Raw genomic sequence first — 25,615 nt, 5'->3', positions numbered from 1 at the left:
AAAAGTATGAGTAAAGCCAAAGGAAGAGTAATTAGCGTAAATGAATCGCTAGTAGGTGCCAAAAACACCGAAGGAGCGGTAATCAATGGAGAAGTTGCCTATATCATTTTAGAAGATGGTAAAAGACTGAAATCGGAAGTCATCGACGTAAAACAAGGTGGCGTGGTATACCTACAGGTCTTTGAAGATACGGGATGGATGAAAATTGGGGATTTGGTAGAATTTACCGGACTGCCACTTGCCGTAAAACTAGGTCCGGGAATACTGGGCTCGGTAACGGACGGACTCCAAAACCCACTTTATGAGCTTGCCAAAATAGAGTGGTTTCTGGAACGGGGACTTGAGGTAAGTCCGCTTGACAATACCCAAAAATGGCATTTTACGCCAACGGTTCAAAAGGATGAGGTAGTAACAGGAAGTTCTGTATTGGGGCATGTACCCGAAAAACTCTTTCAGCATAAGATTTTTGTGCCTTTTTCTGTACAAGGTGAATACACCATAGAAAGGATTGTGCAAGAAGGCGATTATACCATAGATGAAACCATCGCTGTTATTAAAGATGGTTCGGGAAATACCCAAGAACTACAAATGGCATTCGATTGGCCGGTGAAAAAACCCATGCCGTTTCACGAGCGTTCCGTTCCAGAGAAGCCCATGCCAACGGGTATACGCATTCTTGATGCTCTTTTTCCCATTGCCTTTGGTGGCACGGCATGCAATCCTGGTCCGTTTGGAGCAGGAAAGACGGTATTGCAGCATAGTTTGGCCCGTCATTCACAAGCAGATGTGGTAATTATTGCTGCCTGTGGTGAAAGGGCGGGAGAGGCCGTTGAGGTCTTTAAGGACTTTCCAGAACTTATTGATCCACGTACCGGAAAATCATTGATGGACCGTACATTTATCGTGGGTAACACTTCCTCTATGCCCGTTGCAGCTAGGGAAGCATCGGTATATATGGCGACTACGGTAGGTGAGTATTACCGAAAACAAGGATTGAACGTGCTTATTCTGGCTGATTCTACATCGCGCTGGGCGCAGGCACTAAGGGAAACCTCTGGAAGAAAAGAAGAGATTCCCGGACCCGAAGCTTTCCCGATGTATATTTCAACCTTGATATCGGCTTTTTACGATAGGGCAGGGATTGAAAAATTGCCTGATGAAAGTACAGGTTCATTAAGTATTATTGGAACTGTTTCCCCGGCAGGTGGAAATTTTGACGAACCTGTCACACAAGCTACATTACTGAGTACAGGGGCATTCTGGGGGCTTTCGAGAGCCTTGTCCGATGCCCGTAAATACCCAGCTATAGACCGAATCGACAGTACTTCCAAATACCCTTCGCTCTTACAGAAAGAAGAAGTGCTCTATCTTCTGGAATTATTGCGTGACGGTAAGACCATCGCATCCAATATCCTTTTAATGGGAGAAAAAGGGATAACCGACGAATCCTACATACGATATCAAAAATCGGAATTATTGGATTCGGTATTTCTACAACAGAACAGTTTCGATGAAGTTGATGGTGTAACCAATCCAGAACGGTTGCGCTTGATGTTTGACATGGTAAAAGAAATCATCGACGCACCTGTCACCATCCAAGGGAAAGAAGGGATTCGTTCCCACTTTAACTTTATGCGGCAAGCCTTTTTGGATTGGAACTATACGCAGTTAAAAGATGAAAAATTTGAGAAACAAAAATCAAAACTATTGAAACTGGTAAAACAAATGGGGTATGCTGAGGAAAACGTATGAGAATATAGATAGTATAGGAAGGGCTATTCTTAGCATAAAGGCAAGTGGGGTGCACAATAAAGAATTGGCCGAGGTCATTTATCCCACTGGAGAAAAAGCCTTTGCCCAAGTGATTGCTCTGGATGGAGAACAAGTTACCCTACAATTGTTTGGAGGTGGTTTTGGGGTCTCCACGGATTGTAAAATCCGTTTTTTGGGAAAACCTGTGCAAGTTGGTTTTTCAGATGATATGTTGGGCAGGGTTTATTCGGGTAATGGCCAGCCCATCGATGGAGGTCCAGAGCTTATGGCAGACCAGATTCGGATAGCAGGGCCCTCGATCAATCCTGTAAAACGATTGATACCTAAAAATATGATACGTACCGGTGTACCTATGATCGATGTGTTCAATACCTTGGTACGCTCCCAGAAGATACCCATTTTTGCCAAGGCAGGTGAGCCGTATAACCAACTGCTTGCCAATATAGCCACGCAGACCGATGCCGATGTCATTATCATTGGTGGTGTAGGCCTTAAGTATGATGAGTACCACTATTTTAGACAGCGTATTGAAGATGCGGGCAGTAAAAACAAAACTGTCATGTTCGTACATACCCATAGGGATTCTATTGTGGAGGGGCTTATGGTTCCCGATTTGGCCCTTGCTGTAGGAGAACGTTTTGCATTACAGGGCAAAAATGTATTTGTCCTGTTATCGGATATGACACAATGGTCCGATTATCTACGTCAGGTAGCAAATGCCCAAGATCAAATTCCTGCTAATCAGGGTTATCCTGGCGATTTATACTCGCAGTTAGCAAGTCGATATGAAAAAGCGGCCGATATTGATGGTGCCGGAAGTTTAACAATTCTAGGAGTGACCACCATGGATGACGTTACGCATCCTGTTCCAGATAATACAGGATATATTACCGAAGGTCAGTTCTATATGAAAGATGGCTATCTGGAATTGTTCGGTTCGCTGAGCCGTCTAAAACAGCAAGTAAACGACAAGACCCGGTCCGATCATAGAAATATTATGAATGCTATGGCTCGATTACTTTCAGAATCTGAGGAACGGGTGAAGGCACAGAAATTTGGATCGGTCAAGGACGATTATTCCCTTAGGCTCTTGGATTATCGAAAGACTTTTCAGCAGGAACTGATGGACCCCTTCCGCTTTCTTGAACTGGAAGACGCCCTTGATTTGTGTTGGGATATTTTATCGAACCATTTCAAAAGAGAAGAAGTGGGCCTTTCTTCAGAATTAATCGATGCGTATTGGCCTGAAAAAGGGAAGTACAAAATTTTAAAAAACAGTACCCATGAGTGAAAAAACCTTGGACAGTTTGATCGCAACCTTAAAGACCGAGGCCATTGAAGGTGCGGAAAAGGAATCTGACGCTATACTAAAGGCGGCACAAAACGAGGCCAAACGAATAGTGGAAGAAGCTGAGGAAAAGCAGAAACAAATACTAAGCAATGCCCAGAAAGAAGCAGATGCTACGCTGAGCAAAGGCGAAAGTGCACTAAGACAAGCAGCGCGCGATGTTACCGTCTCTTTGCAGAATGACTTGATACAATTGTTGAAAGCAGTATTGGAAAGAGACGTTGCGACAAATTTTACGCCAGATGTATTGGGAGCTGCTGTGGTCAAAGTTATCGAAAACATTGGTGATGAGGTAGCATTGGAACTTTCCCCTGACCTTGAGGTAAAGTTAGCTGACTACATTCAACAGCGCTTGCAAAAGTCCGATACGTTAGCTGGGATAACTACAAATAGTACGTTATCGAAAAGCCTGAATATTACCAAAAAAGACCAAGGTTGGAACTACCATATTTCTCCCGAGGCGGTTACAGAACTGTTGGGAATACATTTAAGCGACAAGTGGATGAAAATCCTAAAAAGCGAAATTGAAAAATGATTAGCGGAGACCTGGAATATGTATTGGTAAGTCTGCCCCATCTGTCTTTTGAAGATAGTATGGAAACACGTTCTAGGGTTTCTTTCCTTCTAAAAAAATATGCCCATTCCCCAACATCAGAAAAAAGTCTGATTACTATTTTGGAAGAAGAGGCTGGTAAATTTCTGAATCCAGAAGCATCGCGATTGTTTCGTGAAATTGATTTGGGCACTATTCACTCCAACATGTTCCAAGAGAGTAAGAATAACGTCTTAGCTGGTTTTTCTACATTCATGTACGAACTCAAAAAAGAACTTGAACAACTTCGGATATCGCGCCAAAAAGAAGACAGTGAATCTTTTGATAAAAAACAACGGTTACCCTTCGAACCAGGTAACCCCTTGGAAGAAGAACTACAGCTTTTACAGCTACAATGGAACAAGTTGGAATCATTGTCCCAAGGTCATTATTCCGATTTTACGGCACTGATCACCTATAAACTAAAGTTGATGCTATTGCTCCGATGGTGGAGTTTTGATACGGAAAAAGGCTTTGACCTATTCGAAACAACGACAAAAAAAGACTGATTATGGCAGATAAGATCTTAATGAACAAGAACACCTTGGCTGCCTTAAAAGTGGAGTTGAGAGAATATATAACCGCACTGCCCGTCTTTGAAATGAAAGAGCAGCAATTAAAGGAAGTGGTACAGGGTATTGAAAATAACATTGCACGACTGAAAGTTGCCGTCGCCGAAACCAATAGCGAAACCAAAAAATGGATTGCCGTAATGGCAGAGGAGACTATAGACCTATCCACTATTGTTAAGGTGAAACACTTGAACACTACAAAACGGGAAATTGCCGGTGTGCCTATTGAATCTTTCGATAGTATTGTTTTTGAGGAAATGGAAGTCGATTTAATGAACACACCACTTTGGGTAGATTCGGCAATAGCTGCAGTGAAGACCCAAAAAACCAATCGTAGTATGATGGAAATGGAGCAAAAAAATCTTGAGCTTTTACAAGAGGAACTTGCAGAGGCCCGTCGTATGAAAAATGCTTTGAAAGAAGTGTTTATTCCAGAGACCAAGAACAATATACGAAAAATCGAGATTTACTTGGGAGATGTAGAACGATTGGCCATTGGATGTGCAAAATTGGTAAAAAAGAAGAAGCAAGATAAATCGAAGGTGGCATGATCGTTAGGATGAAGGAAATAGTACTCTTTACCACTTCTCGTACTGTAGACGAAACAGTACAACGGTTGGGGGAGCTCGGAGTTGTCGATATTAAGGAAATCAAACAACCTGAGGGGAGAATCATGGAAAAGCGTGCTGAAGCTGTGGTTCGTACCGAAAAAGCTATAGCTATCCTTCAAAATTTCAAAAACAAGAAAAATAAATCTACAGCTGGGACAAACCTTAACCTAGATGACCCAAAACGCTTGGTGGAACGCGTGTTACGAACTACTGAAATCAGGAAAAGCTGCCAAAAGAAACTGGACACACTTACTGAACAATTATCTTTTTATCAAACTTGGGGAGAAAACACCAACCTAGAAGATTTTGGTTTTTTGAGAGGCAAAGGAATCTACCTTCGTTTGTATTTGGTCGATAAATCCCAAGTACAGCCACTTTCTAAAAAATACACCTTGATTTCTTTTCCTGGACATGAGGGAAAAGTGCCTATTACCCTGATTTCGCAATCCGAAGCTGAAAAACTGAAAGGCAAGGAAGAACAGTTACCAGAACTACGGTTTGAAGAAATTCAAAAACAGATTAAGAGAAAACGGCGACAACTTGTTGAAATCGAGGTCTTCTTAAAAGATAAGGTAGCGTATTTGGAAGCATTGGAAGACTATTGGACGATTTTAAAAGACCAACTTGGCATACAACATACTTTGGAAAGTATGGGTGATGTTGAAGGGAAATTTAAATATCTCAAAGGTTATATCCCAAAAGATACTGTCAATCAATTCAAGAAAGCTGCGCAACAACAAAATTGGGGCTATGCCATTTCAGAACCGGAAAAACCCGAAGATGTACCTGTTTACATCAAAAATCCCAAATGGATAGAAATGATCAACCCGGTAATGAAATTCATTGATATCGTACCTGGATACAAAGAGGTTGACGTATCTATTTATTTTTTGGTGGCCTTTGCCCTGTTTTTTGCAATGTTGGTAGGTGATGCGGGTTACGGGGCCATTTTTTTATTGATAGCGCTTTTGCTACGAAAAAAAATCCCGGGACAGGCGCGTTTATTAATTTATGTACTGAGTGGGGCAACCATTATTTGGGGAGTGTTGAGCGGTACGTATTTTGGGTCGGAACAAATAGCTGCCATTCCTTTTCTCAATAATCTTATCATTCCCAATATTGCCAGTTTTGGCGTGGACAATATATCGTTTATGATGCACTTGTCCTTTCTTATAGGAGCTGTACACCTTACTATTGCCCACCTTGTTCGGTGTGCTCAGTTTATCAATTCGATTAAGGCTTTGAGCGAAGTGGGTTGGATAGCCCTGGTTTGGGGATTGTTCTTGATTACCGAGCAATTAGTGCTGGGCAAAACTATGCCAGATTGGGGCATGTGGCTCTTTATCGCAGGTGCTTTATTGGTAATGCTGTTTTCGGTAGAAAGCAAAAGCTTTTTGAAAAGTATGCTGGTATCCATGGCAAATCTGCCCTTAAGTCTTATAAGCGGTTTCTCCGATATAGTTTCCTATGTTCGACTTTTTGCAGTAGGTATGGCCACTGCAGCAGTGGCGGCAAGCTTTAACGGTATGATACTTCCTGAAGGAATCTCAAGTTTAGGTATTGTTGAACTAATTGTAGCAGCAATAGCGCTAGCCCTTGGACATGGCTTGAACATTGCTTTGGCTCTAATGGCGGTGATGGTGCATGGTATACGATTGAATATGCTTGAATTTGCTGGGCACTTGGGCGTTCAATTTTCAGGTGAAGCTTATAAACCTTTTAAACTGCTTTCTAGTGAAGTTGGAGGGGGAACGAACATTCAAAAACAATTACAACAGGATAAAATATAATACTTAAAAACAGAACATGATGATAGATATGGCATTGTTTGCAACAACGGTAAAAGGATTGGGAGATATGGGGATGTCTTTGGGAATTGCTTCCATAGGTTCGGCCGTAGGAACTGGAATAGCTGGTATGGCAGCAATTGGAGCTTGGAAAAAAATGATAACCAGTGGACAGAAAGCAGCCACGGCCCTACTTATTTTTGTTGGTGCGCCACTCTCGCAGGTCATTTATGGAATGATATTGAAAAATGCCATAGCGGATGCCGATTTAAGCCCTGACTCCTATGTTTGGCAAATCATCATTGGTCTTATTGCTGGAGCCGCAATGGCAGGGTCTGCCATTTTTCAAGGTAAAGTGGGGGCACGAGCTTGTGATGCCATAGCCTCTGGAGCAAATGATACGGCTAAGTATATTATGATTATCGGTATTGTGGAAACCGTCGCCCTTTTTGTCATGATATTTACAATGACCGGATTGCCCACGGGATAATACTTCTAAAGACTTTTAACGGATTTTTATGATTTAAATGGGGAAATGTCATGTTTTTGGACATCTATGCCCCCTATTTTTAATGTAAATCCTCCGTGATGAAGATATTGGTCATTGAAGACAATGCGGAACTACTCCATGATATTAAAAACTTTCTGGAGGAGGAGGGGAACATTTGTGAAATAGCTCCAAATTACAATTCCGCTTCTATGAAGGTCGGTATTTTCCCTTATGATATTCTAGTTGTAGATATTACACTGCCAGATGGTAGTGGTCTAGATATCATCAAAGTGGTCAAAAAGGAAAACATTGATGCCGGCATCATTATTATTTCAGCAAAAAATGCAGTTGGGGATAGAATACATGGTCTTGAAATTGGGGCAGATGATTATCTGACAAAACCTTTTTACCTCACTGAATTGAATGCTCGCATCAAGGCACTCTACCGAAGAAAGGTGTATAACGGTAGGAGAGAGATTGTGTTCAATGAAATCAATATCAAACCTGAGCGACATGAGGTTTTTGTGAACGATTATCCCCTGACCTTAACAAAGAAGGAATTTGATATCATTCATTTTTTTGTGGCCAATAAAAATCGATTATTGACCAAAGAAGCAATTGCAGAGCACCTATGGGGCGATGATATTGAAATGGCGGATTCGTACAAATTCATTTACACGCATTTGGCCAACTTGCGAAAAAAAATTGCTGAACTGGGAGGGAAAGATTATATTAAATCCATCTACAGTGTAGGATACAAATTCACTGACCACGAATGAATCTAGTCAGAAAAACCAATAGGAACTATCTTATATTTCTGTTGTTCCTTTTTCCCATAATGGTCGCAGTTGACTATTATGTGATAGAGTATTTTGTCAATTTTGAGGTAAATGATGTTTTGCTACATGAAAGCGAGCGTATTGACTATGAATTAAAACAGAATGGTAGTTTGCCCCATTCAAATTATACGTATAGAACAGAAGAAGTGTCAAACGATTTTAATGGTCAAAATAAGTTTGGGGATACTTTGGTTTTTGAAGCGTATGCAAATAAACAAATTCCTTATCGGACCTATCAATTTACCGTTGATACGGGTTCCCAAAAAATGAGAGTTTCCTTATGGCATATTCTTTTGGAGATGAACGAATTGATTATCTGGTTGTTAGGGGCTGCTACTTTGGTTTTGTTAATGCTCTTAAGTGGTCTGTTCTTTATCAATCGAAGAATTTATAAATGGGCATGGAAACCTTTTTTTCACAACCTATCGGCTTTAAAAAATTATGATATAACCAGTAAAGAACCTGTGCAGCTCAAACCCTCAAAAATCAATGAATTCAAAGAGCTGGACAAGGTAGTGACCGCTTTGATGGAGCAAGTAAAAAAAGATTTTCAAAACCTTAAGGAGTTCAATGAAAATATAAGTCATGAGGTGCAGACTCCCTTGGCCATCATTCGGAATAAAATGGTACTGCTCTTAGAAAGCAATAATTTGAACAAAGAAGAACAGCAATGGGCACAGGCGGTGTATCAAGAGGCGAACAAACTTTCAAAAATCAGTAAATCATTGACGTTGATTTCCAGAATTGAAAATCAAGAATTCAAAAGATTGGATACCGTTGATATTGGTGCCGTTATTGATAATATCGTGCGAAACATGGAGGAAATCATCAAGTTCAAAAATATCAATACCAATATCGATTTAGATTCCGTTACCGTTCAATGTGATCAAATACTGGCCAATATTTTGTTTACAAACCTTATTAAAAATGCTGTACAACATAATAGAGAAGGTGGATATATCAATATGACATTAACTTCGGAAAAATTTGAGATCACCAATACGGGAAGTACTTCGGATATGTCTACGGCGCAATTGTTCAATCGTTTTCAAAAAGGAAACAAGGAGTCGGATTCTTTGGGGCTTGGTTTGTCCATCAACCAAAAAATATGTGATATCTACGGATTTCGGTTAGATTATGAGCGTGATAATGACAAGCATACATTTTCTTTATTTTTTTGATGCGTTCTTCCTGATTTTTAGTGAACAGCAACGAGGTTGGCTTTACGGATACCTGCTATAATACAGCTTAGAAAAGCTTAACAGATTATGTAACCTAGGTTACTGTAATCATTTCTATAGGAACTTACTTTTAACATAAAAATAAAAATGATGTTTGGCATTGGCTGTAAGTTGTTTAACATACTGTTTTTTACGTCCTTGATGTACCATAAAAACAAGTTTTTGGTATCCTGCCCTCAAAATATCGAAGCTACAAATCAACATGGGATATGATACAAGAACTAAAGCAAAACTATGGTCAACATTTTGAAAAAGCTCTGATCAACGAGATTCTTCAGGTAGGTACTTTTAAAGAAATACCCGCGGGATATAAGTTAATAGACATAGGCGACTACATAACGGTGATACCATTATTGGTTTCCGGAGCTATCAAAATACTTCGGGAAGATAGGGACAGTGATGAACTGCTCTTATACTATTTGGAAAAAGGCGATACTTGCTCAATGACCATGTCATGCTGTATGGGAAATACAAAAAGTGAAATCAGGGCCATAGCGGAAATGGATACCAAGCTCATAATGGTTCCTATCCAAAAAATGGAAATCTGGACAGCAAAATATAAAAGCTGGAGAAATTTTGTGTTTGAAAGCTACCATAGCAGGCTTAATGAGCTAATGCACACCTTGGACAGCGTTGCATTTGATGCTATGGATGCACGATTGGTAAATTACCTTAAAGGTAAAGTAAGGATTTCCGAAGACAATGTAATTAGGAACACACACCAAGAAATAGCTTATGATTTGCATAGTTCTAGAGTGGTCATCTCAAGATTGTTGAAAAAACTTGAGCAAATGGGGCATATAGAATTGCATAGAAATTATCTGAAAGTATTAGATCTATAAGCCTGTGTAACGTGGGTTACTGCAAAGCCCTTGTCATTGCAATATTTTTGGATTTAATAAATAAGGGATGTAATATGCTCAAAAGATTCTTGCCAATACTTGATTGGCTTCCCAATTATAAAAAAGAATACCTAACAGGAGATATTTCTGCGGGACTTACTGTTGGTATAATGCTCATTCCCCAAGGCATGGCGTATGCAATGATAGCAGGGCTTCCTCCTGTTTTTGGTCTCTATGCCGCTTTAATCCCACAAATGGTATACGCCATATTGGGTACCTCTCGCCAATTGGCCGTTGGGCCAGTAGCAATGGATTCACTATTGGTAGCTTCTGGGCTTGGTGCTTTGTCCATATCGGGAATGGATGAATATATTGCAATGGCTATTTTTCTTGCGTTGTTTATGGGGAGCATTCAGTTGCTTCTTGGTCTAATGCGTATGGGATTTCTTGTCAACTTTCTTTCAAAACCCGTAATCAGTGGTTTTACTTCGGCTGCAGCGATAATAATTGGTTTGAGTCAATTGAAACATCTATTGGGTACGGACATTGAGCGAAGTAATCAAATCCATATCCTATTGCAAAATGCACTACGAACTATAGACCAGACTAATCTTTACACCTTGGGCATTGGTGTTACCGCGATTTTCCTTCTGAAAGGATTCAAAAAAATCAATAGAAAGATTCCGGCTGCCCTGTTAATAGTTTCGTTGGGAATTGTGTGGGCATATTTTTTTAAGATTGATTTGGTCGGAGTTAAAATTGTAGCGAAAGTACCTAGTGGTCTGCCTAGTTTTGGGGTGCCGTCCATAGACTTTTCGAGAATCGATGAATTATTGCCGATAGCGTTGACATTGGCCCTTATTGCATTTATGGAAGCTATTTCGGTATCCAAGGCCGTCGAAGTAAAACACAGGGAATACGAAGTAAATGCAAATCAAGAACTTATCGCTTTGGGTGCCTCTAATATTATGGGCGCATTTTTTCAATCGTATCCCACCACCGGCGGATTTTCGCGTACTGCCGTAAATGATCAATCGGGAGCTAAAACGGGTATCGCAGCTTTTGTAAGTGTTCTGGTCGTTGGGTTGACATTATTGTTCTTAACACCCCTTTTCTATTATCTGCCCAATGCTATTTTAGCAGCTATCATAATGGTTGCCGTTTTTGGCCTTATCGATGTGAAATATCCGAAACGTTTATTTAAAAATCGAAAAGATGAGTTTGTTCTTTTAATGGCAACATTTGTTATAACCCTAACGGTAGGTATAAAAGAAGGTATTCTGCTAGGTGTTCTACTCTCTTTATTGTTGTTGGTTTATAGAACATCTAAACCGCATCTGGCCATCCTTGGCAAGATTCGTGGCGCTAATTACTTCAAAAATATCAGTCGTTTTGAAAAGGATGCAGAAATAGACCCAAGGGTTCTCATCATACGATTTGATTCCCAACTTTATTTTGGAAACAAGGATTATTTCAAAAATGAACTCTCAAAACTTTTAAACTCCAAAATAGTTCAACCAGAAGCAATTATTATCAAGGCCGAGCCCATTAATTATATTGATAGTAGCGCAGTTTTTATGTTAGAAAATTTGGTGCAGGAGTTTAGGGAAAAGAACATTAAGATTCTTTTTTCCGATGTCATAGGACCTGTTCGGGATATTATCCAAAAGTCGGAGCTTGTGGACAAGATAGGTCGAGAACATTTTTTTGTCAATACATTGGAGGCCTATGACTATGCATTGAACAATACGCCGAAGAACAATCTTCAAGAAAAAATTTCATTGCAGTCGAAAGAAGGAACTTATGTAACCTAGGTGGCTGACCGTCAAACAAATCATAGATACTTTTAACGTATATAACTTAAAATAGATAAACATGAAAATAGAACAGATTTATACAGGATGTTTAGCACATGCAGCTTATTATATTGAAAGCAATGGTGTAGCAGCTGTTTTTGACCCATTAAGAGAAGTACAACCTTATATGGACAGAGCACAAATTGATAATGCCAAAATCAAATACGTCTTTGAAACACACTTTCATGCCGATTTTGTAAGCGGTCATTTGGATTTACAGAAAAAGGCAGGTGCAGCCATTGTTTTTGGACCAAATGCCAAGCCAGGTTATGAAGCTATTATAGCTGAGGACGACCAAGTATTTGAGATAGGGGATTACAAGGTAAAAGTGATTCATACACCCGGGCATACCATGGAAAGCACAACATATCTGCTTATTGATGAAAATGGAAAGGAACATGGGATTATAACCGGGGACACTTTGTTCATCGGCGATGTGGGCAGGCCTGACCTTGCACAACATGTAGTTTCTGAACTTACCGAAGAGAAACTTGCAGGTCTTTTATACGATTCGTTACGTAATAAAATAATGCCATTAAGCGATGACCTTATTGTTTATCCCAATCATGGTGCCGGTTCTGCATGTGGAAAAATGATGAGTAAAGAAACAACGGATACCCTTGGACACCAGAAAAAAGTGAATTATGCTTTACAGGATATGGGTAAAGAAGAATTTATTAAAGCACTGCTCGATGGTCTCACAACGCCACCTGGTTATTTCCCCCAAAATGTATTGATGAACATTCAGGGTTACGAAAGTTTGGATACAATAATGAATCGTGGAACACAAGCTCTGGATCCAGATGCTTTTGAAGCGGCGGCAAACGAAACCGGTGCACTGGTCCTGGACACAAGGGATGCAGAGGATTTTGCCAAGGGATTCATTCCAAATAGCATAAATATAGGTTTAGATGGCAGTTTTGCACAGTGGGTAGGGGAGATGGTCCCAAGTGTAAAACAAGAAATCCTTTTGGTCACCTATCCCAACAAAGAAGAAGAGGCGATTACAAGATTGTCGAGGGTAGGCTATGACAATACAATAGGATACTTGAAAGAAGGTTTTGAATCATGGAAAAAAGCTGGACGGGAATATGAAGAAATCAATCGAATTTCACCGAAAGAATTCGAGAATGCATACAAATCAGAAAACCCATTGGTAATCGATGTACGTAAAAAAAGTGAGTATGAATCTGAGCATGTTATCGATGCTTTGAATATTCCCTTAAATGAGATCAATGGGCATCTTTCAAAAATTCCAAAGGACAAACCTTTTATCCTTCATTGTGCCGGTGGTTACCGTAGTATGGTGGCAGCATCAATACTCAAACAGCGAGGTTGGGACAATTTTGTTGATGTAACGGGCGGGTTTAAAGAAATTGCCGAAACCTCTGTTGAAAGGTCAGAGTACGTTTGTCCCACAACACTTTTGTAACCTAGGTTACTGCAAAACCTTAAACCATAAACTAGTTTTAGCACAAATTGTAAAGTAGAAATAATGAAAATTGAACAAATTTATACTGGTTGTTTGGCCCAGGGAGCTTATTATATTGAGAGCAAGGGTGAAGTTGCCATCATTGATCCTTTAAGGGAAGTCAATCCTTATATAAAAAGGGCAAAGATGGATGACGCAAAAATCAAATATATTTTTGAGACACATTTCCATGCAGATTTTGTTAGCGGACACTTAACATTGGCAAAAGAGACTAAAGCTCCCATTATATATGGTCCAAATGCAAACCCTTCGTTTGAAGCGATTATTGCAGAAGATGGGCAACAATTTAAATTGGGTGAAATAACTATAGTGGCACTGCATACACCTGGCCACACCATGGAAAGTACTACATATCTTCTTCGGGATAAGGATGGGAAGGACCATGCCATTTTTAGTGGAGACACCTTGTTTTTAGGTGATGTCGGAAGACCGGATTTAGCCCAAAAGGCGGCAGATATGACTCAAGAACAATTGGCAGGGACCTTATACAATAGCCTTAGAAATAAAATCATGACCTTGTCCGATGAAGTTATCGTATATCCTGCACATGGTGCAGGGTCTGCCTGTGGGAAAAACATGATGAAAGAGACAGTCGATACCCTTGGCAATCAAAAGAAAATAAATTATGCGCTAAGGGCGGACATGACGAAACAAGAGTTTGTTCAAGAAGTAACGGATGGTTTGTTGCCACCACCTCAATACTTTCCACTAAACGTGAAGATGAACAAAGAGGGATATGACGATATAGATGTAGTTCTTAAAAGAGGTACACAGGCACTGAGTCCAGATGCTTTTGAGGCCGAAGCGAACGAAACGAATGCCATTGTATTGGATGTACGGCATCAAAATGATTTTGCAAAAGGCCATGTCCCACGTTCTATTTTTATAGGATTGGATGGAAGTTTTGCTCCATGGGTAGGAGCTTTGATAGCTGATGTAAAACAACCTATTTTGTTTATTGCGCCTAAAGGAAGAGAAGAAGAAACGGTTACCAGGCTCTCACGCGTTGGTTTTGATAATACACTAGGATATTTAGAAGGAGGGTTTGATGCATGGAGAACAGCATCCAAGGAATATGATTCTGTAAACTCGGTAAACGCAACTGTCTTTAAGACTATGCTTGAGGAAGAAGAAACACCTGTTTTTGATGTAAGGAAAAAAAGTGAGTATGTATCCGAACATGTAGATGGGGCATATAACACTCCTTTAGATTTCTTAAATGACCATTTGGCCGAGTTTCCCAATGAAGATATTTTCTTTATTCACTGTGCGGCGGGATATCGTAGTATGATTGCTGCTTCTGTCCTAAAAAGTAGGGGTATTCATAATTCAATAGACATTGCAGGAGGCTTTAAAGCTATAAAAGAAGCTAATGTTTCCGTTTCTGATTATGTATGCCCTTCAACACTAAAATAATTCACAAGCAGTTTTATTTGCATGTTTTTTGTGTATGACGCCTTAAAGTGGATATCGACAAAACAGAAAAGCAATAACAAGTAACTTGGAAAACAGTGGAAATATTTGGTGGTAAAGAAACCATATACCTCTTTAGAGGTAATTGGCTAGGTACTCAGGTGATACGTTCCATAACCTAAGTGCTTAATTTTTTGGTTGGTTAAAAAAGGCTGTCTTTTAAGATAGCCTTTTTGTTTTGAAAATAAACTGATGTGTAACAGAGGTTACTGATAAAAACCAGTACGATTCTTATTTTTGATAGGTTTAAAAAAGTAACTGATACTTATGGGACTATTTGGTTTTTTATTTGGCGCAAAAACACAAGAAATAGGGCATATTAAAATTTTGAACGTGGATGAATTCAAATCATCCATTACCCAAAAAAATGTGCAATTGGTTGATGTAAGAACACCAAAAGAGTATCGTTCTGGACATATTTCCAATGCCCTGAACATTGATTTCTTCCAACAATCATCTTTTAAAACTTCGGCAGAAAAACTGGATAAGAAAGCCCCTATATATCTTTACTGCCGTTCAGGTAATAGAAGCCAAAAAGCAGCTAGAATTCTTTCGACGATGGGTTTTGAGGAAATCTATGATCTTAAGGGAGGGTACATGGCTTGGTACTAAAATAGACTTAAAAAAATATAGTATTTAATCAAATAACAAGAAAAATGAGAACATCGATTATAGTACAAAATCTGAAGTGTGGTGGTTGTGCAAAGACTATTACCAATAAACTATTACAAGAGAAAGGTGTTTTCAAGGTTGATGTTGATGTGGAAGCATCAAAGATTTCATTCGACCATGATGAGCATGAAGATGCTCTTCAAATAAAAAACACACTTAAATCTTTGGGATATCCTAGCATAGAGGACACCAACTCATTAATGGATAAAACCAAATCTTTCATTAGTTGTGCAACGGGTAAACTGAGTTAACTTATGGTAAGAAGGGTAATTTGGCTTTTACTATGTCTTTCAATAGTTTTTGGATGCAAGGACAGAGCAACGGAAAAATACGGTGCCGTCCCGTTAGAATTAAAAGACACAGCGCTTACATCTTCCAAAATCCATTCTGGAAAAAAGTTGATGGAAAACCAGTGTCATCTATGCCACAGCCCAACAGCTTCTGAAAAAGAAGGTAGAATTGGTCCTCCAATGGTGGCCATTAAAGCACATTACATTGATGAAAGCACTACAAAAGAAGCGTTTATTCAATCCATTTGGAGCTTTTTGGAACAACCCTCTGAAGAAAATGCCAAACTACGCGGTGCCGTCAGGAGATTTGGGGTAATGCCTTATCAGTCCTTTAAAAAGGAAGATATAGAACAGATCGGCGAATATCTATATGAATATGAAATAGAAGAACCATCCTGGTTTAAAAAGCATTGGGAAAATAACCCTAACCGAAAACCTTATATAAACAAGGGCAAGAAAATATATTCCAATGATACACTCTCCAAAGAGGACATAGGTCTTGAATATGCCTTGAGTACCAAAAAAATGTTGGGTAAAAATCTTATGGGGACCATCCAAAAAAAAGGAACGCTAGAAGCATTGGCCTTTTGTAATGAAAGAGCATACCCATTGACCGATAGTATGGCCAACAATCACAATGCCCTGATTAAAAGAGTAAGTGATAAACCTAGAAACCCAAAGAATCTTGCCAATGCAATTGAATTGGAGAAAATCGAATATTATAAACAAGTATTGGCAAGCGGGGAGAGCATCATACCCATTGTGGAAAGCCAAGATGAGGTCAATCACTTCTATTACCCAATCGTTACCAATAGTATGTGCTTGCAATGCCATGGTGTGCCCAAACAACAAATTAAACCTGAAGTACTCATTGCTTTAAAAGACTTATACCCAAAAGATATGGCCCAAGGGTATGATGTGAATCAAGTAAGAGGTATCTGGAGTATTGTTTTTGAGAATCCTAGCTCATTTAAATAAAAAGACGTTAGTGTTGTAAATCAATTTTTTTAGGTCTTTTTTTATTTTCTGCTTATCCTTAATTCCACACCTGTTTTGTTTTTATATGTCTATGGACAAATTTTCAGTTCCCGAGAACAGAGAAGTAAAACTTCGTTGTAAATTAGTGCGAAATGCAAAATTTAATTTAGGTTCTACTAAAACTATAGAAAGTTGAGTAACTGTTCAATTTGTTATAGATACAAATGGAAAGCTATTAGAGTAAAGAAATTTAAACTATGAAAAAAAATGTTTTTTCTCTTTTATTAATGATACTTGTAATTTATTCATGCAGCAATGACAGCAACGAGGAACAAGAAGAAGAAATGTTGCAAGATATATTGGTTGAAGTTTTGCTTTTTGAGTTCATTGCTGATACTGGAAACGATTCCCAAAGATTGCGTTATGAGATTGAGTTTACAAACCCCAATGGAGTAGACATAAGGGGAGGTTATGAAATTACTACAAATGCTGATGGACTCGTGAGTACTCAATTTTTCTCAACAAATGCACCATGTACTGAAATAGGTGCAAATTCTGATTGTACGATAAGTTTTGATGAAGAGGAACCATTTGAACAGGGACTGGCAACAGTCCAATCAATTGAACTAGTTTCTGCGAAGTATGTAGTAGTTGAGTAATGGAAAAGTACACAGTTGCTTTTTAGATTACATCATGTGTTAGCAAAAACACGCTTATGTAACCTGAGTCACTTTATACGCAAAATTGAATGGGTATTTTTAAGAAATTCACAAGAAAATGCTCAAAAAATGAAAACACATCATCAGATTTTAATCATTGGTGGCGGTACTGGTGGTATTATGACCGCTGCCAAATTATTGAAGAAGAACAAGGAGTTCGATGTGGCTGTTATTGAACCAGCTGAAACCCATTACTACCAACCCGCTTGGACCTTGGTTGGCGCAGGTGATTATAAGTACAAGAAGACAGGAAGGCCCATGAAAGCCGTAATGCCTAAGAATGTTACTTGGATAAAGGATTTTGCAATGTCTTTTCATCCCGAAAACAATACAATCACCACTAAAAATACCGGCACAATATCTTATGATTATCTAGTTGTGGCACCAGGATTGGTCATGGCACCAGAACTGATAGAAGGATTATCCGAAGCATTGGAAAAAGGAGTTGCTTGCAGTAATTATATTGACCCGAAGTATACATGGAAAGTGCTACAAGGTTTTAAAGGCGGCAATGCTATTTTTACCCAACCTGCAACTCCTATAAAATGTGGAGGAGCCCCCCAAAAAATAGCCTATTTAGCGGCAGATTACTTTAAAAGGAACAATCTTTCTGATAAGACAAATGTAGTTTTCGCAACCCCTGGCAGTGTAATATTTGGTGTTAAACCGATACGGGATACCTTAATGAAAGTAATTGGAAATTACGGTATACATTTCAAGCCTTTCTACTCACCTATTAAAATTGATTCTAGTAAAAAAATCGTGTATTTCAAACATACAGATCCAAACGAGAATAAATGTGTTATCAATGAAGACAATGTTTTAGGAGAAAAATCATCTCCCACCGTTGATGAAATCATAGAGATGCCATTTGACCTATTACATATAGCACCACCTCAAACTGCACCAAAATTTGTACGTGAATCATCGCTAACAAATAAAGATGGGTGGTTGGATGTAGACCATCATTCCTTACAGCACAATGCATACCCAAATATTTTTGGGGTAGGGGATGTTGCAGCGCTTCCAACGGCGAAGACCGGTGCCGCTATCAGAAAACAAGTTCCTGTTGTTGTCGATAATATCACCAAGCTTATAAATGATCAAATTGCTAAAAACAAAGGATATAATGGCTACTCAAGCTGTCCGTTGGTCACAGGTTATGGTAAAATGACCTTGGCCGAATTTGACTACGATGGTAATTTTACTCCTGACCCTAAATTAAAGCGTATGTTGGTATTCAATAGTGCGAAAGAACATTGGAGATTATACATGTTCAAAAAATTTATGTTACCGTATTTGTACTGGAACAAAATGTTGAAGGGTCAAGATGTATAGTGCCATTATTGTCAGGTATGTGTACTATGGTTTAGGGGCGATATATCTTATATCGCCTTTTTCTTTGAAAAAAATGAACAATCTTTTCAATTGCGTTAAAACTTGGTTAAATCCTGATTATGTAACTCAAGTTACTTCCCATATATTTACCATAGTTTAATTTTATGATTAATTATTATAATTATAAATTTAATCTATATCACTATGGAAAATTCAAGTGTTTTTGAAGAAGAAGTTCAGCACATGCCAAGAATTGGGGACAAGGCCCCTGATTTTGAAGCACTGACTACAAAAGGTAAAATTAAACTATCCGACTTTGCAAAAGATAAATGGATTGTGATGTTTTCCCATCCAGCAGATTTTACACCTGTCTGTACAACAGAAATGAGTGGCTTTGCAACCCGGAAAAATGAGTTTGATTCCCTAAATACGGAATTGTTAGGACTGAGTATTGACAGTATACATGCACACTTGGGCTGGGTACAAAATGTAAGGGAAACTACAGGAGTTTATTTTGACTTTCCTATAATAGCCGACCTAGATATGAAAGTATCCAAACTTTATGGAATGCTTCAGCCCAACGAAAGTGAAACAGCAGCGGTTAGAGCAGTATTCTTTATCGACCCGGAGAAGAAAATCCGTCTAATCATGTATTACCCGTTGAATGTGGGGCGTAATATGAGCGAAATCATAAGAGCTCTTGTTGCCTTACAGACTTCGGATGAATATAAAGTAGCGATGCCATTAGATTGGAAAAAGGGAGATAAGGTGATTGTGCCGCCACCAAAAACACTTGATGCCTTAAATGAGAGATTAGAAGACGATACAGTGCAAAAAGTAACTTGGTACTTAGCTAAAAAAGATATTTAAAAACCAGTTTTTTACACAAAGAAGAGACCTATTCACCATAGGTCTCTTTTTTTGTTTAATTTAACATGGAAAGATTCTTATTTCTTGTTTTATGTAACCGAAGTTACTTTGTTTAGATGTGCTTAAAAATACCTTTGAAGTAAACCCCTTGAAGCTATGGACACAGAAATTCTCGCCCGAATACAGTTTGCCTTCACCATTTCATTCCATTACATCTATCCTCCATTAAGTATTGGTATAGGCTTGATCATGGTTATCATGGAAGGGCTTTATTTGAAAACAGGGAATAAGCATTATGAGATTTTAACGCGTTTTTGGTTAAAGATATTCGCTATTACCTTTGGTATTGGCGTAGCCACAGGAATAATAATGGAGTTTGAATTTGGTACCAATTGGGCCGTATATTCAAGGTACGTAGGTGATATTTTTGGCAGTGCATTGGCGGCAGAAGGATTATTTGCTTTTGGGTTGGAAAGCACTTTTTTGGGCATTTTAATTTTTGGTTGGAATCGAGTTTCTCCAAAGGTGCATTTCATCTCTACGATAGGTGTGTTTTTGGGCTCTATGTTTTCTGCGGTTTGGATCGTAGTGGCCAATAGTTGGCAACAGACACCTGCAGGATACCATATTATTGGTGAAGGTTTTGATGCAAGGGCAGAGGTAACCGATTTTTGGGCCATGGTGTTTAATCCTTCAAGTGTAGATAGAATTATTCACACATGGCAGGGCGCTTTTTTGGCCGGTGCTTTTTTAGTTTTAAGTGTTCATGCATATTATCTTCTTAAGGGCAGGTACATAGAAATATCAAAAAAAGCATTCAAAATTTCGCTGGTTGTAGCAACTATATTCTCTTTGGCACAATTGGTATCTGGACACAGTTCTGGAGATGGCGTCGCCAAAAATCAACCTGCTAAGTTGGCCGCAATGGAAGGGCACTATGAGGCTTCAGCACCAGCAGACTTATATCTTTTTGGTTGGGTAGATGATACTGCCCAAGAAGTAACTGGCATAAGTTTGCCAGGAGGATTATCCTTTTTGGTACATCAAGATTTTGATGAGCCGGTTACGGGGTTAAATGCTTTTCCAAAAGAAGATAGGCCTGGGCAGGTGAATGCCGTTTTTCAGTTTTATCACATTATGATTTCCATTGGGATGTTTTTGATTGGACTTACGTTATATGCTAGTTTTTTATGGTGGAGAGGCAAACTGTTCGACAAAAAATGGCTACTGAAGATTTTTGCCCTATCAGTAATCTTGCCTCAGATAGCCAATCAAGTGGGTTGGTTTGCTGCCGAAATGGGAAGACAGCCGTGGATTGTCTATGGACATTTAAGAACAAGCGAAGGCTTTTCGCAGGAAGTATCATCCAATCAAATTCTATTTTCATTAATACTATTTACAGTGGTCTATTCCATATTGCTACTTTTATTTTTATACTCGTTGAATAAAAAAATAAAGAATGGCCCGTATGATGAAACTAAAAATGCATTAGAAATTATTTAATAGGACAACAGATGGAAACATTTTTAGGTGTAGATTATCCAACGCTTTGGTATTTGGTAGTTGGGCTGTTATTTTCAGGGTATGCTATTTTGGAAGGGTTCGATTATGGTGCCGGAGCATGGCATTTATTTTTCAGAAAAGATTTAAGCAGGCGTATTGCCATTAATGCCATAGGTCCGCTATGGGATGCCAATCAAGTATGGTTAATCATAGGAGGTGGAGCATTATTTGCAGGATTCCCGGTTATGTATGCCACTATGTTATCTGCTATGTATATTCCTTTCATGCTGTTTTTAATGTTGCTGGTATTACGTTCGTCCGCCATAAAGTTTAGAAGTGCAGAAAAAATGAAATGGTGGAGAAGAACATGGGATATTACCTATTTTATATCCAATGTATTGATTGCTTTTTTATTGGGTGTTGTTCTGGGAAATATTGTACAAGGTTTCGAAATAGGAGAGAATTTTAGCTATAAAGGCGGTATATTTCTGGCTTTTTTAAGTCCTTATGCCATTATGGTGGGCTTGACTACCTTATCTGTTTTTATGACCCAAGGTGCTATCTTTTTATTGTTGAAAACAGAAGGTCGTTTACATGCTAGGTTAACTTTTTTATTGAAAAGAGGAATGATTTTTTTCATCATTAGCTTTGCGGTCACTTCTTTGTACACTTTACTATTTATTCCTGGTGTTACCGATAAGTTTAAAGAAAATCCAATATTCTTTGTTTTACCGCTATTGTCATTTTTAGCGGTAGCCAATATACCCAGGCTTGTGTCCAAGAAAAAATATGCCAACGCTTTAGTTTTTTCATCGTTGACCATGGCATTTTTATTGATGTTGGTTGCGCTTCAATTATATCCTGTACTGTTACCTTCCACAATACATCCGGAGCATAGTGTGACAATTTATAACGCAGCTTCATCGCAAAAATCATTGGGAATTATGTTAACGATAGTCGTCATAGGTGCACCACTATTGGCAGGCTACTTTTTCTTTTTGTACAAAACTTTCCACGGTAAAGTCAAATTGGACGATACCAGTTATTGAGTGCAATAGCTGTTTCCCTTTTTTTAGTTAGTAAACTATACCTTAAGTCTTGCTTATCGAACTTCAATAAATTGAAGGTAATCGGAGTTTTTAGATACCATAATATATGCTTTCCCCGCAATTTTAATGGTAGACATATCCTTTACATCACCCGAAGCATAAAACCCACTATCTCTTGTAAGTACTGGCGAAAAATCTCCTTTGCCATTTCCTTTTAATAAAAGACCATTGCTGGCATCATTCCTTGGGGTTTCAACTTCCGAACTATACAAGTTTCCGGCAAGTAAGGCATCTAGGTTTCCATCTACATCAAAGTCATCGATAAGGATCTGGTTTATAGATGAAATCTGTGCAAGATTAGGGAGTTTATGTATTGTGAATTTTCCTTCGTCGTTTTCCAAATAAATACTGGAAAAAGATTTTACCTGATAATGTAAGGAGTTTTCCAGAACTTTCTCTGTGTATATATCCTCTAATGTAGCCTTTGAATATGCTTCGTAGTTTTTGAATTTTTTCTTTATTGCCGGCATTTGTTGTGATGAACATTCTCTTCCCCTAACGGGATATTGTTCTCCATCATTAAAATAGCTCAATACAATATCATTGGTATTGTTTTCATCAAAATCATTGAAATAAATATCAAAAGTTTCTTCTGGATTGGCTTTGTACTTGAAATTAGTGCCCAGATTTCCCAAAATGTAATCCATATCACCGTCCTTATCAAAATCTCCTTCATTAATACTGAACCACCAACCGTTTGTATCTTGTAAACCAAGTTTTTGTGAAAAATTGGAGAAATAACCTTGGTCATTCTTAAAAATGGTTATTGGCATCCATTCTCCAACAACAATAAGGTCGGTCCATCCGTCATTATCAAAATCTGTCCAAATGCCATCTGTGACCATCCCTATTTTTCTAAGGTCTGGAGCTAGTTTTTCAGTGGCATCCACAAATTGGACCTTACTACCTTTACTTTTATTTTCCAATAGGTAACTATCAGCTGGAGAAGGATAATTTCCGGGAACAAGCCGGCCACCAACAAAAAGGTCCAAATCACCATCCTTATCAAAATCGAAGCTATGGACTCTTGAACTGCTTGTAATCATTTCCGGAAGTGCAGAAGGATTTTTAACGAAATTACCACTACCATCATTGATATAAAGTCTGTCTTGAAGTTGCTTGGAATTTGATGAAAATTCATTTCCACCACTAGAGATATAAATATCCAGGTCCCCATCGTTTTCAGCATCAAAAATATGGATGGCAATATCCTCCGAACCACTATCATTGGAAAAAGCTTTTGTGTCCGATTTAGTAAAGCTTCCATCCTTGTTTTGAAAAAATAGCGTAGTCGTATTTTGTGCAGCGGCAGCCACTACAAAATCGTCCCTCCCATCACCGTTCAGGTCACCCACGCCAAGGCCCGGACCTAACTTGGATGTTTGGTGGGGTAAAAGAATTTCTTTTTCAAAATCATCATAATAGTTTTCAACATGCTTATAGAGGAATGCTAGGCTTGAATCCCGTGCAACAGAAAAAATATAATCCGTTTTTTTGTCTTCTTTATTATGGTTTACAATGGCGTCTTTATAGCTAATATCTAAGTGCGAATTGATTTTAGGGTCAATAATGAGTTGTATCTTTTCATCGGGCCATGTTATTTTTATGGAATCTATCTTTTCCGTTTTGCCCAATCCAAAATGAAGTTTTGGGGCTATAGAGGATTGAAAGCCTCTGGTTAGTGTCATCTCTTGCAGTTGTTTCGTTCCATTGGCATATATGTAAGCTTTTGCCCCAATGCCGAAATGATTTTTTGGCTGACCACGAAAACCTAGGGTAAGGTGATTGTTGGTCGTAGCACTTGTATTCTTGAAAACCGATGCATAGTCATCAATATTGTTTGTAACGATTTCCAAATCCCCATCGTTATCCAAGTCCACATAGACGCTACCATTTGAAAACCCTTTATATTCAATGCCCCAATCTTTATTTTTTCTTTCAAAAGTAAGATCTCCTTTATTTTTGAAAATAAAGTTGTCGATTCGTTCAGAAGGAAAAGCTAAATTCCATTTTAACAAGCTATCGTTGTTATTGATTTTTCTTTCAAGTGTTTTTATATAGTCCTTATTATTGATTTCCCTTCGGGTGCCATTGGTGATGAAGACATCCTTAAAACCATCATTGTCAAAATCCGCTAATAATGGTCCCCAGCTCCAATCTGTGGATGAAATACCTGCCATTCTTGAAACATTGCTAAAGTCTGGAATTCCATCAACAAGATTTCCATTATTCAACTGTAAGGTATTATGCATGTATTGGTATTGAAATCCTGCATTAATATTTCCCCAAAACAACCCTGGGTTCATACTCGCCATATTGGCTTTGGCCCTTCTGTTATCCGCAGCATCCATATCAACTTGAAGAATATCCAAAAGGCCATCATTGTTAAAATCGGCAATGTCAACACCCATACCGAAGTGGGAAGTGTGTTTAGTAGCTTTTTTGATAATATTAGTGAACGTTCCATCTTTGTTATTTTGATATAGAAAGTCTGGGGAGCTAAAATCATTCGAGACATATAGGTCTGGCCAACCGTCATTGTTTAAATCCCCAACGGTTACGCTCAATGACAATCCAAACGACCGTAAACCGGCTTCATCCGTGACATCTGAAAATGTATTGTCACCATTATTGCGAAGTAATTTATCAGTTTCGATATTCCTAGGGGAATTCATTTTGAACAAATAATGACTTGTTGGTGCGTTGAACGATGTCGAAGGGTAATTTGCTATGTAAACATCAAGGTCGCCGTCACGGTCATAATCAAAAAATGTACTTTGGATACTGTTTCCATTTTCTGCCAGGCCATAATCCTCAGCGCTTTCCAAAAAAGTATTGTCCCCTTTGTTTATAAAGAGTTGATTTGTTTTTGGTTCAAATCTACCAGCCACAGAACAGTAAATGTCCAAATATCCATCGTTGTTGACATCGACCATGGTACTGCCCGTATACCAACGCGAATCACCAGCAACATTGGCAGAAACAGTAATGTCTTCAAATTGAAGATTTCCTTTGTTGAGGTATAATTTGTTTTCAACCATATTTCCCGTGAAATACAGATCGATCAAACCATCGTTATTGATATCGCCAGCCGAAACCCCGCCCCCTAAATAAAGATAAGGATAGGTAAAATAGTTGAGGGAATCATTTTCAGTGAGGGTATTTGAAAAAAGAATCCCAGTATGTTTTTTGCTCAACTTTTTAAATATCCTGTTCGATT

The 25,615-nt window shown here is 38.6% G+C and carries 22 protein-coding genes; 21 read left to right on the top strand and 1 reads right to left on the bottom strand.

The features are described 5' to 3' along the window. Nucleotides 1-6 precede the first annotated feature (6 nt). The 21 genes from LV716_RS01540 (at nucleotide 7) to cydB (ending at nucleotide 22,335) form a co-directional block, all read left to right on the top strand. Complete coding sequence (locus LV716_RS01540; RefSeq protein ID WP_163419677.1) at nucleotides 7-1,752, top strand: V-type ATP synthase subunit A; 1,746 nt, start codon at nucleotides 7-9, stop codon at nucleotides 1,750-1,752. Next, on the top strand, nucleotides 1,733-3,064 hold the full coding sequence (locus LV716_RS01535) for a V-type ATP synthase subunit B (protein ID WP_163419678.1): 1,332 nt from the start codon (nucleotides 1,733-1,735) through the stop codon (nucleotides 3,062-3,064). Before LV716_RS01540 ends, LV716_RS01535 begins: the two co-directional genes overlap by 20 nt. After that, on the top strand, nucleotides 3,057-3,656 hold the full coding sequence (locus tag LV716_RS01530; protein WP_163419679.1) for a hypothetical protein: 600 nt from the start codon (nucleotides 3,057-3,059) through the stop codon (nucleotides 3,654-3,656). The genes LV716_RS01535 and LV716_RS01530 overlap by 8 nt, the downstream gene beginning before the upstream one ends. Further along, nucleotides 3,653-4,222, top strand: a complete 570-nt coding sequence (locus tag LV716_RS01525; RefSeq protein WP_163419680.1) for a DUF2764 family protein — start codon at nucleotides 3,653-3,655, stop codon at nucleotides 4,220-4,222. The genes LV716_RS01530 and LV716_RS01525 overlap by 4 nt, the downstream gene beginning before the upstream one ends. A gap of 2 nt (nucleotides 4,223-4,224) precedes the next feature. Continuing rightward, complete coding sequence (locus LV716_RS01520) at nucleotides 4,225-4,836, top strand: V-type ATP synthase subunit D (RefSeq protein WP_163419681.1); 612 nt, start codon at nucleotides 4,225-4,227, stop codon at nucleotides 4,834-4,836. Further along, on the top strand, nucleotides 4,833-6,686 hold the full coding sequence (locus LV716_RS01515; protein WP_233759203.1) for a V-type ATP synthase subunit I: 1,854 nt from the start codon (nucleotides 4,833-4,835) through the stop codon (nucleotides 6,684-6,686). Before LV716_RS01520 ends, LV716_RS01515 begins: the two co-directional genes overlap by 4 nt. Before the next feature lie 16 nt (nucleotides 6,687-6,702). Further along, nucleotides 6,703-7,173: a hypothetical protein gene (locus LV716_RS01510; protein WP_205600148.1), complete on the top strand. Its 471-nt coding sequence runs from the start codon at nucleotides 6,703-6,705 to the stop codon at nucleotides 7,171-7,173. Nucleotides 7,174-7,271: 98 nt separating this feature from the next. Continuing rightward, complete coding sequence (locus tag LV716_RS01505) at nucleotides 7,272-7,952, top strand: response regulator transcription factor (protein WP_163419683.1); 681 nt, start codon at nucleotides 7,272-7,274, stop codon at nucleotides 7,950-7,952. Further along, nucleotides 7,949-9,193, top strand: coding sequence for a HAMP domain-containing sensor histidine kinase (locus tag LV716_RS01500; protein WP_163419684.1), 1,245 nt, complete (start codon nucleotides 7,949-7,951; stop codon nucleotides 9,191-9,193). The genes LV716_RS01505 and LV716_RS01500 overlap by 4 nt, the downstream gene beginning before the upstream one ends. A 269-nt stretch (nucleotides 9,194-9,462) precedes the next feature. Continuing rightward, complete coding sequence (locus LV716_RS01495) at nucleotides 9,463-10,095, top strand: Crp/Fnr family transcriptional regulator (RefSeq protein WP_163419685.1); 633 nt, start codon at nucleotides 9,463-9,465, stop codon at nucleotides 10,093-10,095. 74 nt (nucleotides 10,096-10,169) lie between these two features. Beyond that, nucleotides 10,170-11,909 carry a SulP family inorganic anion transporter gene (locus LV716_RS01490; RefSeq protein ID WP_163419686.1) on the top strand — a complete coding sequence of 580 codons (1,740 nt, stop codon included), beginning with the start codon at nucleotides 10,170-10,172 and terminating at the stop codon, nucleotides 11,907-11,909. Nucleotides 11,910-11,970: 61 nt separating this feature from the next. Beyond that, nucleotides 11,971-13,383 carry a rhodanese-like domain-containing protein gene (locus tag LV716_RS01485; protein ID WP_163419687.1) on the top strand — a complete coding sequence of 471 codons (1,413 nt, stop codon included), beginning with the start codon at nucleotides 11,971-11,973 and terminating at the stop codon, nucleotides 13,381-13,383. 63 nt (nucleotides 13,384-13,446) lie between these two features. Then, nucleotides 13,447-14,859: a rhodanese-like domain-containing protein gene (locus LV716_RS01480; protein ID WP_163419688.1), complete on the top strand. Its 1,413-nt coding sequence runs from the start codon at nucleotides 13,447-13,449 to the stop codon at nucleotides 14,857-14,859. Nucleotides 14,860-15,183: 324 nt separating this feature from the next. Continuing rightward, a complete protein-coding gene (locus LV716_RS01475; protein ID WP_163419689.1) occupies nucleotides 15,184-15,528 on the top strand; it encodes a rhodanese-like domain-containing protein in 345 nt (114 codons plus the stop codon). Between the two features lie 44 nt (nucleotides 15,529-15,572). After that, nucleotides 15,573-15,839 (top strand): heavy-metal-associated domain-containing protein, encoded by a 267-nt coding sequence (locus LV716_RS01470; RefSeq protein ID WP_163419690.1) that lies wholly within the window; start codon nucleotides 15,573-15,575, stop codon nucleotides 15,837-15,839. Between the two features lie 3 nt (nucleotides 15,840-15,842). After that, nucleotides 15,843-16,856: a DUF3365 domain-containing protein gene (locus LV716_RS01465; protein ID WP_163419691.1), complete on the top strand. Its 1,014-nt coding sequence runs from the start codon at nucleotides 15,843-15,845 to the stop codon at nucleotides 16,854-16,856. Nucleotides 16,857-17,113: 257 nt separating this feature from the next. After that, complete coding sequence (locus LV716_RS01460) at nucleotides 17,114-17,515, top strand: hypothetical protein (RefSeq protein ID WP_163419692.1); 402 nt, start codon at nucleotides 17,114-17,116, stop codon at nucleotides 17,513-17,515. Between the two features lie 129 nt (nucleotides 17,516-17,644). Continuing rightward, nucleotides 17,645-18,913, top strand: coding sequence for an FAD/NAD(P)-binding oxidoreductase (locus LV716_RS01455; RefSeq protein WP_163419693.1), 1,269 nt, complete (start codon nucleotides 17,645-17,647; stop codon nucleotides 18,911-18,913). Nucleotides 18,914-19,117: 204 nt separating this feature from the next. Beyond that, on the top strand, nucleotides 19,118-19,783 hold the full coding sequence (locus LV716_RS01450) for a peroxiredoxin (RefSeq protein ID WP_163419694.1): 666 nt from the start codon (nucleotides 19,118-19,120) through the stop codon (nucleotides 19,781-19,783). 156 nt (nucleotides 19,784-19,939) lie between these two features. Continuing rightward, the gene (locus LV716_RS01445) at nucleotides 19,940-21,286 is read left to right on the top strand and encodes a cytochrome ubiquinol oxidase subunit I (RefSeq protein ID WP_163419695.1); all 1,347 of its coding nucleotides are present in this window, start codon (nucleotides 19,940-19,942) and stop codon (nucleotides 21,284-21,286) included. Between the two features lie 11 nt (nucleotides 21,287-21,297). Then, entirely contained in the window at nucleotides 21,298-22,335 is a 1,038-nt protein-coding gene (gene cydB, locus LV716_RS01440; protein ID WP_163419696.1) for a cytochrome d ubiquinol oxidase subunit II, read from the top strand. Between the two features lie 53 nt (nucleotides 22,336-22,388). Here cydB and LV716_RS01435 read toward each other — a convergent pair whose 3' ends face one another. Next, nucleotides 22,389-25,592, bottom strand: a complete 3,204-nt coding sequence (locus LV716_RS01435; protein ID WP_233759202.1) for a VCBS repeat-containing protein — start codon at nucleotides 25,590-25,592, stop codon at nucleotides 22,389-22,391. Nucleotides 25,593-25,615: the final 23 nt, after the last annotated feature.

Origin of the sequence: Flagellimonas sp. HMM57 (assembly GCF_021390175.1) — a bacterium.
Lineage (GTDB): Bacteria > Bacteroidota > Bacteroidia > Flavobacteriales > Flavobacteriaceae > Flagellimonas.
The sequence above is the reverse complement of the archived record's forward strand: the minus strand, read 5'-3'. Positions and strand labels throughout refer to the sequence as shown.